This is a genomic window from Actinosynnema sp. NPDC059797 (genome assembly GCF_042732085.1).
In the GTDB taxonomy this organism is placed as follows: Bacteria; Actinomycetota; Actinomycetes; order Mycobacteriales; family Pseudonocardiaceae; genus Actinosynnema.
The window spans coordinates 1-9244 of the sequence record NZ_JBHWIE010000281.1; the positions used below are offsets into that span (position 1 = coordinate 1).

The following is a 9244-nucleotide window of genomic DNA, read 5'->3' on the forward strand; positions in this document are numbered from 1 at the left end:
GAACAGCAGGGACCCGGTGCTCACCGCGGCACCCCCGCGCCGGCCCCGGCACCCGACCCGGCCGCCGGGGCAGGTCCGACGCCCGGCGCCGGACCTGCTCCCGATCCCGGCCCCGGAGCCGCGCCACCACCCGCCACCGCTCCCGTGACGGGCGCGGGCCTCCCCGCCCGCCGGGCCACCGCGACCTGGGCGAGCACGATGCCCACGAGCATCCCCGCCGAGCCGACCCACTGCGCCGGGGTCAGCCGCTCGCCGAGCACCACCGCGGCCAGCACGCCGCCCACGACGATCTCCAGCGCGGCCACCAGGCTCGCCGAGGTCGACGGGATGGTGCGCTGGGCCACGACCGCGAGCAGGATCGCGCCCGCCATGCCGACCAGCCCCACGTACAGGGCCAGCGCCCACACCGGGGCGGAGGCCCCGCCGAGGGTCGCCGTCCCGCCGAGCGCCGACACCGGGAACGGGGCGACCACGCCCGCCGCGACCAGCGCGACTGCGCCCAGGCAGCCGCCCCAGGTGGCCATGACCAGCGGGTCGTGCGTGCGCAGGCCGCGTTCGGCGAGCAGGAACCGGCCCGCCAGGGTCAGCGCCGCCAGCAGGCCGAAGATCACGCCGACGCCGTCCAGCCCCGAGGCCGAGCCGACCTTGCTGACCAGGGCCAGTCCCGCCAGCAGGATCGCTATGCCCACCCACAGCAGGTTGGGCACCCGCTCACGCCGCACGAACCGCACCCACAGCGCCACCAGCACGGGCGAGAGGTACTCCAGCAAGAGCGCGACGCCCACGGGCAGCCTGGCCAGGGCGACGGTGTAGAGGACCTGGTTGACCGCGATGGTCACCACGCCGTACACCGCCACCAGCCACCAGTCGCGGCGCGGGACGAGCAGCCGGCCGCACCGCAGGAGCAGGGCGGCGGTGAGCAGCGCGAGCGCGCCGATCACCGTCCGCACCTGGATCACGTTGACCGGCGACAGCTCGGTGGACGCGAGCATCTTCAGCGCGGGCGCGGCGCTGCCCATCGCCACCGCGCCCAGCGTGCCCACGGCCAGGCTGGCCAGCAGGTCCGACCTGGTCATCGGGCCAGCACGTCGGCCAGCAGCCGCACGCCGCGGGCGAACTCGGCCTCGGGCAGCGCCTGGAACGGCAGGCGCAGGAACAGCCGGTCGTCCGGCAGCCCGCCCGGGAAGAACGCCGACCCGCGGGCCAGGCGCACGCCCGCGTCGGCCGCCGCGGCCAGGAACTCCGCCTCCGGCAGCTCGGACCGCGCGAGCACGCTGAGGAAGTAGCCGCCGCCCGGCTCGGCCACCAGCTGGTCGCCGAACGCCTCGCGGGTCGCCGCGACGGCCGCGTCGTGCCGCGGCTTGAGGAACGACACGGCGGTGGCGACCGCGCTGTCCACCACCCCCAGCTCCAGGCACCGCGCCGCCACGGCCTGGGACAGCGGGGTCGGCGTGAGGTAGGTGCCCTCGCCCAGTTCCGCCAGCCCGGCCACCAGCGCGGGGTCGCCGATGGCGTAGCCGACGCGCAGGCCGGGGCTGAGCACCTTGCTCAGCGAGCCCACCGTGACGACCCGGTCCGGCGCCAGCTCGGCGAGCGAGGGCTGCTCGACGCCGCGGAACCGGAGCCTGCGGTACGGGGTGTCCTCGACGATCGTGAGGCCGTGCCGCTCGGCGAGGTCGACCAGCGCCCGCCTGTTGGCCTCCGACGCGCACACGCCGCTGGGGTTCTGGAAGTCGGGGATGGTGTAGAGGAACGCCGGTCGCCGCCGGGCGACGAGCGCTCCCAGCCGCTCGACGTCGAGGCCGTCCTGGTTCAGCGGGACGCCGAGCACGCGGCCGCCGTGGCGCTGGAAGATCAGGCCGGCGCGGTCGTAGGTCGGCGACTCCACCACGACGTCCCCGCCGGCGGGGCCCAGCAGGAGCTGCGCCAGCAGGTCGAGGACCTGGAGCGAGCCGTTGCCGACGAACACCCGCGCGGGGTCGACGCCGTGGCGGGAGGCCAGGGCCGCGCGCAGCCGCTCATCGCCGAGGTTGCCGCCGATGCGCGGGTACTGGAACACCTCGGCGGGCCGTTCGGCGAGCACCTCGGTGGTGATCTTGGCCAGTTCGTCCACGAGCAGCACCTCCTCCGGCGGGACGCCGCGGGTGAACTGGACGGGGCTGGAGGACATGGGACCGCCAATCAGGAGGGGTTTCACAGGGGGTGCGCGCCGGGGAGGGCGACGAAGGACCGGTCCAGCTCGGCCACCGAGGACACGCCGAGCTGGCGCAGCGCGTCGCGCAGCTCGGCGTCGACGAGGTCGAGCACCCGGCCGACGCCGGCCTCGCCGTCCAGGCCTAGCCCCCACAGGTAGGGCCGGCCGAGGCAGACGGCGTGGGCGCCCAGCGCCAGCGCCTTGGCGACGTCCACGCCGGACCGCACGCCGCCGTCGACCAGGACCGCGGTCCCGGCGGGCAGCTCGGGCGCGATGCGGGCGAGTGCGACGAGGCTGGGCACGACGCCGTCGAGCTGGCGCCCGCCGTGGTTGGACACGATGACGCCGTCCGCGCCCTCGGCCGCGCAGCGGCGCGCGTCCTCGGCCCGCAGCACGCCCTTGACCAGCAGCGGCAGCGAGGTCAGCTCGCGCAGCCAGGCCAGGTCCGCCCAGGTGACCGGCAGCCGGTCCAGCCGGCCGGAGGCGGGCGCGGCGCCGTCGAGCACGCCCACCGCGCGCAGCGTGCCGTAGTCGACGTCGTCGGGCAGCCGGAACCCGGCGCGCCAGGTGCCGACGCGGCGGGCGCTGTCCGAGGCGTCGACGGTGACCACGAGGGCCGTCGCACCGCCCCGCTCGGCGTAGGCGACGGTCTCGGCGACGTGCGCGCGGTCCCGGTAGCCGTAGAGCTGGAACCAGGTCAGGCCGGGTGACGCGGCCGCGATGTCGGGGAACGGGTGGTGGGTGTCGGTGCTGACGATCGACAGCGCGCCCCGGCGGGCGGCGGCGCGGGCGGTGGCCAGTTCGGCGTCCGGGTGCAGCAGCCGCTGCGGGCTGGTCGGTGCCAGCACCACCGGGCTGGTCAGCTCGTGGCCGAGCAGGGTGGTGCCGGTGTCCGGCTCGCCGCCGGAGGCGCGGATGCCGCGCGGGCTCAGCCAGACCGACCGGAACGCGGCCTCGTTGCCCTCGACCGTGCCGTCCGCGCCCGCGCCGCCCGCCACGTAGGCGCGGACCGGCGCCGGCGTCCGCTCGCGCCACGCGGCCTCGACGTCGGCGGTGGTGTGGTCGACGCGGGGTTCGACGGCGGTCACCAGACGCCCCGGATGTCGCCGAGGGCGGGGATGACGCGGGAGCCGGCCATCATGTCCTGCACGACCCGCGGGAACGAGCGGACCGAGTAGAAGCGGCGCAGCCAGCGGTCCTGCCCGTCGTAGCGGGGCACGAACGCGCTGCGGCCGTGCGCGGCGACGGTGTTGTCGACGATCACGCAGTCGCCGGGTTCGAGCAGCACGTCGTGGCACACCTCCTCCAGCGCCTCGGCGAGCCGGACCAGCGCGGCGCGGCCCGCCGGGGTGACCGCGAAGGTGTTGTGCGAGTTGAACCGCAGGAACGGGCGGGCCGGGTCGCCGTAGAACACGGGGTGCGGCCCGGCGGGCGCGACCTCCGCGCCGTCGCGGGTGAACGACGACGGGTGGTTGCTGTGGAACACCGGCTGCCGCAGGGTCGCCGCGGTGCCGGGGTCCAGCAGCTCCAGGGCGGCCCGGCCGGAGGCGACCCGGGTGGCGGCCACGCCGAGGTGGTCCTGGCGCAGGCAGATCAGGCCCAGGTAGTCCGGGCGCAGCGGGTGGTGGACGTTCTCGGTGTGGAAGTCGAAGGCGACCGAGCCGGAGTTCTCGATCCTGGTCTCGTCGCCGGGCACCGGCTGCACCTCGTGGACGAGGGCGCCGCCCTTCTCCTCGGCGTAGCCGACCATCGTGCCGAGCGCGTCGGCGAAGCCGCGCAGCACGTCGTCCGTGGGGTGCCCGGTCAGCGTGGCGGGCCGGCCGTCGACGTGCGTCGGCGGGATTTCCCCGATCGGCAGGCCGCGCAGCAGCAGGAATCCCTCCCGCCCGGAGTCGCGGGCGAATTCGGCGAGTGCGGCGGGCGGTTTCCCGCCGTTCACCAGATCGTTCAATTCGGTTTCGGAAACGGTGTGCGCGGTTAATGCGACAACGCCAGACATCGTGTGTCCGCCCTCTTACATCCGGAATGTGAACGCTACCGATGGCCAACGCTAACGACCGTGGATTCACCCCGGCTTTCGGCTCGATTTCGACCGCGACCCGCGCGCCCGGGTGGTGAGACTAGCCGGGTTCGGCCGGGACGCGATTGAAAGTTCTCCCGGCACCGCGCAAAATCGTTGCGTGCCGCGGATCGCCTTGGACGACATCGACCACACCCTGTTGGCCCTGCTCCAGCAGGACAGCGCACGCACCCTGGCCACCCTCGGCGAGCTGGCGGGGCTGTCGCCCAGCGCCGTGCAGCGGCGCATCGGCCGCTACCGGGAGACCGGGCTGATAGACCGCACGGTGGCGGTGCTGGACCCCCGCAAGGCGGTTGACGTGCTGCTGGCCGTCTGCACGGTCACGCTCGACCGGGAATCGGTGGAGGCGCACGCGGAGTTCCGCGCGCGGGTGCTGGCCAACCCGCACGTGCAGCAGGTCTACAACGTGTCGGGCGACTGCGATTACGTGGTGATCCTCGCGACGACGGGCATGGCCCACCACCGCGAGGTCGCCGACGAGGTGCTGAAGAGCGCGCCCAACATCCGCCGCTACACGACGATGTTCGTGCTGGACCCGGTCCGGACCACGTTGACGCTGCCGACGGCCGAGCCGGGGTGAGCGGGGGTGCGCGCCGCCGGGCCTCCGGCGGCGTCAGTAAGCGGAGGCGCGCACGGCGAAGACCGAGCGGCTGCCCGCGTACTCGGTCAGCGACCAGAGCTGCCCCTTGGCCGGCCAGTAGGAGAGGTCCTCGGGCCCGATCGGCAGCACGTCGGCGCGCATGACGACCGGGCCGCCGGGCGTGAACGTGGCCAGGTCGCCCCTGTTGCCGCTGCCGTCGCTGGTCGACAGGTAGAACTTGCCGTTGATCGCGGTCGCGCCCTGCATGCTCTGCACCGACACCTCGTACGCCTCGCTCGCGCGGGCGTAGCCGTCGGCGGACTCGACCAGCATCCGGTCGGTGTGGTCGATCGGGAAGCGGAACAGGCGGCTGCCCGCACCGGGGTTGGCGTACTCGCCGACCACGACGCTGTCCGGGGTGCTGGTGCGGTCCAGCGCGGCGAACGAGAAGCGGATGTTCGCGTGCCCGTTGGTGGTCGACTGGTCGTAGGCGAAGACCTGCGGCAGCACGTACTTGTAGCCGAAGGCCTGGTAGCTGCCGTCGGCCTGGCGGCCGATCGCGCCGCCGTCCGAGGTGCTGGTCTGCCAGAGGTGGCGCAGGTCGAAGACCCGGAAGCCGCTGCCCGTGGCCGCGACGTAGAGGTGGTGGCCGTACCAGAACATGCCGCCGGCGTGCAGGTTCACGGGCCGGAACGAGGCCTGGCCCGAGGCGTTGGCGTAGGGCTCGACGAGCAGGACGTGGCGGTAGGTCGGCGCGGAGGGGGTGGAGTAGTCGACGAACGAGACGCGGACGCCGCGCTCGATCCCGTCGGAGCCGTTGTCGTACCAGCTCACCAGGATCGCGGTGGCGCCCTCGTAGGTCGCCTCGCCGTAGGCGTCGGCGGTCGTGGTGATGCCCTGGGGCACCCAGTACGCGACGTCGTCGTCCCCGCTGTTCCAGCAGAACGCGGCGACCCGGTTGGCCGCCGCCGGGGCACAGGGGGTGGCGGCCCGGTTGCCGTCGCCGACCACGGTCGGGACGCCCACGTTGGGCAGCGCGGCGTCGAGGTCGTCGATCAGCCCGGAGGGTGCGGTGGCCTTGAGCCGGAAGTTCGCCGCGGGCAGCGCCGTCGCGGCCTGGGCGGGCGCCGCCGGCGCCACCACCGCGACGAGCACCGCCGAGACGAGCACCGCCACCAGCCCGACGAGCACCGTTCGGCAATTCTTCACCGGACTACCCCCTTGTCGGTCAAGCAGCGACAAGGGTCATCATGGCGACACCCGCCACGCGGATCAACCGCCATCCCGACGAGGTCCGGCGGTTCAGTCGACGGGCCCGCGCAGGGTCAGCACCACGCGCAGCACGTGCTCGACGGCGGAGGGGAACAGCGCGCCGCGCAGCTCGTCGCGGACCGCGAGGGTGCGGGAGGCGAACTCCAGCATGTGCTCCGGGCCCACGCGTCGGACCACGAGCGCGGCGACCTCCTCCAGGTCCAGGTCGGGGTGGTCGAGGCGGGCCAGGGCGAACTCGACGACCAGCTCCTCGTCCGTCATGCGCGCTCCCTCCGACCCCGCCGAGCCTACGCGGGCACGCCGGTCCGCCGCAGGTCGTCCGATTCGGACGGCGCGGCCGGGGCGGCGGGGTCCGGCCGCGCGGAACCGGTGGCGCGAAGGCCGTTGTGACCGTTCGCACGTCGTTCGTCGACCGTGGAAACGGACGTTCGCCACCGGCGCGCCCCCGGTAGTCTTGACGGTGATCTGGGCGCTGTCGCCCGTCTCCGCGCCCGTTGTTCCCTGGGGGATCCCGCATGACTTCCACCGACGCGCCGGGCACCGTGCCCGGCGCCGCACCCGACATCGCGACGGCCCCGCCCTCGCTCAGCCGCGGCGACCGCACCGTGATCGGGGTGCTGCTCGTCGCCACGTTCGTCGTCATCCTGAACGAGACGATCATGGGCGTGGCGCTCCCGGTGCTGCTGACCGAGCTGGACGTGACCGCGGCGGTGGGCCAGTGGCTCACCGCGGGCTTCCTGCTGACCATGTCGGTGGTCATCCCGATCACCGGCTACCTGATCCAGCGGGTGCGCACGCGCGTGCTGTACGGCGTGGCGATGGGCCTGTTCAGCTCGGGCACCCTGATCGCGGCGCTGGCGCCGGGCTTCACCGTGCTGATGGCGGCGCGCGTGGTGCAGGCGAGCGGCACCGCGATCATGCTCCCGCTGCTGATGACGACGGTCATGACGCTCGTGCCGCCGGCCCGCCGCGGCGCGCTGATGGGCAACATCTCGATCGTCATCTCGGTGGCGCCGGCGATCGGGCCGACGGTGTCGGGCGTGGTGCTGGACCTGTTCGGCTGGCGCGCCATGTTCTGGTCGGTGCTGCCGATCGCGCTGGCGACCCTCGTGCTGGGGCTGCGCATGGTCACGAACATCGGCGAGTCGAGCGAGGCGCCGCTGGACGTGCCGTCGGTGGTGCTGTCGGTGTTCGGCTTCGGCGGGCTGGTCTACGGCCTGTCCAGCATCGGGCACGCCTCCGGGTCGGCCTCCGCGACGCTGTGGGCGTCGCTGGCGGTGGGCGTGGGTGGCATCACGGCGTTCGTGCTGCGGCAGGTGTCGCTCCAGCGCCGCGAACGCGCCCTGCTGGACCTCAGGACGTTCGCCTTCCGCACGTTCACCCTGGCCAGCGCCCTGATGATGGTCATGATGGGCCTGCTGCTCGGCGTCGCCACGATCCTGCCGATCTACATCCAGAACGTGCTGGGGCTCGACCCGCTGGCCACGGGCCTGCTGCTGCTGCCCGGCGGCCTGCTGATGGGTCTGCTGTCGCCGCTGGTCGGCCGGCTCTACGACCGGGTGGGCCCGCGGTTGCTGCTGATCATCGGCACGGTCGCGACCAGCGCGTCCCTGTGGTTCGCGGCCTCGTTCGACGCCTCGACGCCCGCCGCGCTGGTGCTGGTGTTCCACCTGGTGCTGAGCCTGGGGCTGGCGTTCTCGTTCACGCCGCTGTTCTCCGCCGGCCTGGGCGCCCTGCCGTCCAGGCTGTACTCCCACGGCAGCGCGATCTTCAGCACGACGCAGCAGCTGGCCGCCGCGGCCGGGGTGGCGCTGCTGGTGAGCGTGATGAGCGGGCGGGCCGCGGACCTGGCCGCGTCCGGTCAGCCCGCGGTGAGCGCCGAGATGGGCGGCCTGCACACGGCGCTGCTGTTCGCGGCGGTGGCCTCGCTGGCGGCGGTGGCCGGTTCCTTCCTGGTCAAGGGCGGTAAGGCCGAGTCGCCGGCCTGACCGGCGAGATGTCTGGACGGACCCCGGGGGTGGGCTTTCCCCCACCCCTGGGGTGGGGAAAAGTCGACCTGGGAACGGAGGCTTGCACCGCTGTGCGGGGCCGTCGTCGCGGCCATGCTGGGGATCATGTCTTCGAGCCCGTCGCACACCGGGGTACGTGATCTGTTCCTCGACGTGGTCCGCGCTTTGGCCATCGTCGGCGTCGTGGCACAGCACTGGCTGATGCCGGTGCTCGGCTACTCCGCCGGTCGCCTGAGCACGGGCAACGCGCTGACCACGCCGGGTTGGTGGTTGTTCACCTGGCTGTCCCAGGTCATGCCCCTGGTGTTCTTCGCGGGCGGCGCGGCCAACCTGCTGTCCCTGCGCCGGGTGCAGGCGGCGGGCGGCACCGGCCGCGACTGGCTGGCCGCGCGCGTGCGGCGCCTGCTGCTGCCCGCGCTGCCGCTGCTGGCGGTGTGGCTGGTCGTGCCCGGCCTGCTGCGCTTCGCCGGTGTCGCCGAGCATCCCGTCGAGGTCGCGGGCGCGGTCGCCGCCCAGCTGCTGTGGTTCCTGGCGGTCTACCTGCTCACCGTGCTGGTCACGCCGCTGGCGGTGGCCGCGCACAGCCGGTGGGGGCTGGGCGTGCCCGTGGCCCTGGCGGTCGCCGGCGTGCTGGTGGACCTGGCCCGGTTCAACGACGTGTGGCTGGTCGGCTACGCGAACGCGGTGTTCGTGTGGCTGGCGGTGCACCAGGTCGGCTTCCACTACACCGAGGGCCGGCTGGGCGCGCTGCGCCGCCGGAGCGCGTTGGCGATGTCGGCCGCGGGCTACGGCGTCACCGCGCTGATGGTGTTCTTCGGCCCGTACCCGGCGAGCATGATCGGGATGCCCGGCGCGCCCATGTCGAACATGAGCCCGCCGAGCGTGCTGCTGGTGGCGCTGGGCATCGGCCAGGTGGGCCTGCTGCTGGCGCTGCGCCCGGCGCTGAACGCGTTCGCCCGGCGCCCGGCGGTCTCGGCGGCGCTGGGCCTGCTCGGCCCGCGCTTCATGAGCGTCTACCTGTGGCACATGCCGGCGCTGGTGGTGGTCGCCGGGATCGCGGTGATCGGCTTCGGCTACCCGACGCGGGAGCCCGGGACGGGGATCTGGCT

General features: G+C 73.9%; 9 protein-coding genes. 3 read left to right on the plus strand and 6 right to left on the minus strand.

All coding sequences use genetic code 11. The annotated features are described in order from the left end of the window. Nucleotides 1-20: 20 nt before the first annotated feature. From ACFV4N_RS34315 to ACFV4N_RS34330, 4 genes are read right to left on the minus strand one after another with little or no spacing between them, the layout of a single operon-like run. Nucleotides 21-1076, minus strand: a complete 1056-nt coding sequence (locus ACFV4N_RS34315; RefSeq protein WP_499676821.1) for a DMT family transporter — start codon at nt 1074-1076, stop codon at nt 21-23. After that, nucleotides 1073-2170, minus strand: coding sequence for an aminotransferase-like domain-containing protein (locus ACFV4N_RS34320; protein WP_499676822.1), 1098 nt, complete (start codon nt 2168-2170; stop codon nt 1073-1075). The genes ACFV4N_RS34315 and ACFV4N_RS34320 overlap by 4 nt, the downstream gene beginning before the upstream one ends. 23 nt (nt 2171-2193) lie before the next feature. Beyond that, nucleotides 2194-3282: an alpha-hydroxy acid oxidase gene (locus tag ACFV4N_RS34325; protein WP_499676823.1), complete on the minus strand. Its 1089-nt coding sequence runs from the start codon at nt 3280-3282 to the stop codon at nt 2194-2196. Continuing rightward, nucleotides 3279-4145 carry a TauD/TfdA family dioxygenase gene (locus tag ACFV4N_RS34330; protein WP_499676824.1) on the minus strand — a complete coding sequence of 289 codons (867 nt, stop codon included), beginning with the start codon at nt 4143-4145 and terminating at the stop codon, nt 3279-3281. The genes ACFV4N_RS34325 and ACFV4N_RS34330 overlap by 4 nt, the downstream gene beginning before the upstream one ends. Nucleotides 4146-4374: 229 nt before the next feature. On the opposite strand from ACFV4N_RS34330, the gene ACFV4N_RS34335 reads away from it, so the two are divergent. Then, the gene (locus ACFV4N_RS34335) at nt 4375-4854 is read left to right on the plus strand and encodes an Lrp/AsnC family transcriptional regulator (RefSeq protein WP_499676825.1); all 480 of its coding nucleotides are present in this window, start codon (nt 4375-4377) and stop codon (nt 4852-4854) included. A 33-nt stretch (nt 4855-4887) separates the two neighbouring features. On the opposite strand, the gene ACFV4N_RS34340 is transcribed toward ACFV4N_RS34335, so the two are convergent. Further along, nucleotides 4888-6063 (minus strand): hypothetical protein, encoded by a 1176-nt coding sequence (locus ACFV4N_RS34340; RefSeq protein WP_499676826.1) that lies wholly within the window; start codon nt 6061-6063, stop codon nt 4888-4890. A gap of 93 nt (nt 6064-6156) precedes the next feature. Next, a complete protein-coding gene (locus ACFV4N_RS34345) occupies nt 6157-6387 on the minus strand; it encodes a hypothetical protein (RefSeq protein WP_499676827.1) in 231 nt (76 codons plus the stop codon). Between the two features lie 254 nt (nt 6388-6641). Between ACFV4N_RS34345 and ACFV4N_RS34350 the strand changes: the two genes are divergently transcribed. Together ACFV4N_RS34350 and ACFV4N_RS34355 are read left to right on the plus strand one after the other, a co-directional pair. Next, nucleotides 6642-8114: a DHA2 family efflux MFS transporter permease subunit gene (locus ACFV4N_RS34350; RefSeq protein WP_499676828.1), complete on the plus strand. Its 1473-nt coding sequence runs from the start codon at nt 6642-6644 to the stop codon at nt 8112-8114. 126 nt (nt 8115-8240) lie between these two features. Next, nucleotides 8241-9244 (plus strand): acyltransferase family protein (locus ACFV4N_RS34355; RefSeq protein WP_499676829.1); only part of this gene is annotated, 1004 nt, incomplete at its 3' end.

What these genes read in the sequence shown, in the direction of transcription:
- ACFV4N_RS34315 (WP_499676821.1), bottom strand. Translation starts at nt 1,076, where the DNA reads ATGACCAGGTCGGACCTGCTGGCCAGCCTGGCCGTGGGCACGCTGGGC.
- ACFV4N_RS34320 (WP_499676822.1), bottom strand. Translation starts at nt 2,170, where the DNA reads ATGTCCTCCAGCCCCGTCCAGTTCACCCGCGGCGTCCCGCCGGAGGAG.
- ACFV4N_RS34345 (WP_499676827.1), bottom strand. Translation starts at nt 6,387, where the DNA reads ATGACGGACGAGGAGCTGGTCGTCGAGTTCGCCCTGGCCCGCCTCGAC.
- ACFV4N_RS34350 (WP_499676828.1), top strand. Translation starts at nt 6,642, where the DNA reads ATGACTTCCACCGACGCGCCGGGCACCGTGCCCGGCGCCGCACCCGAC.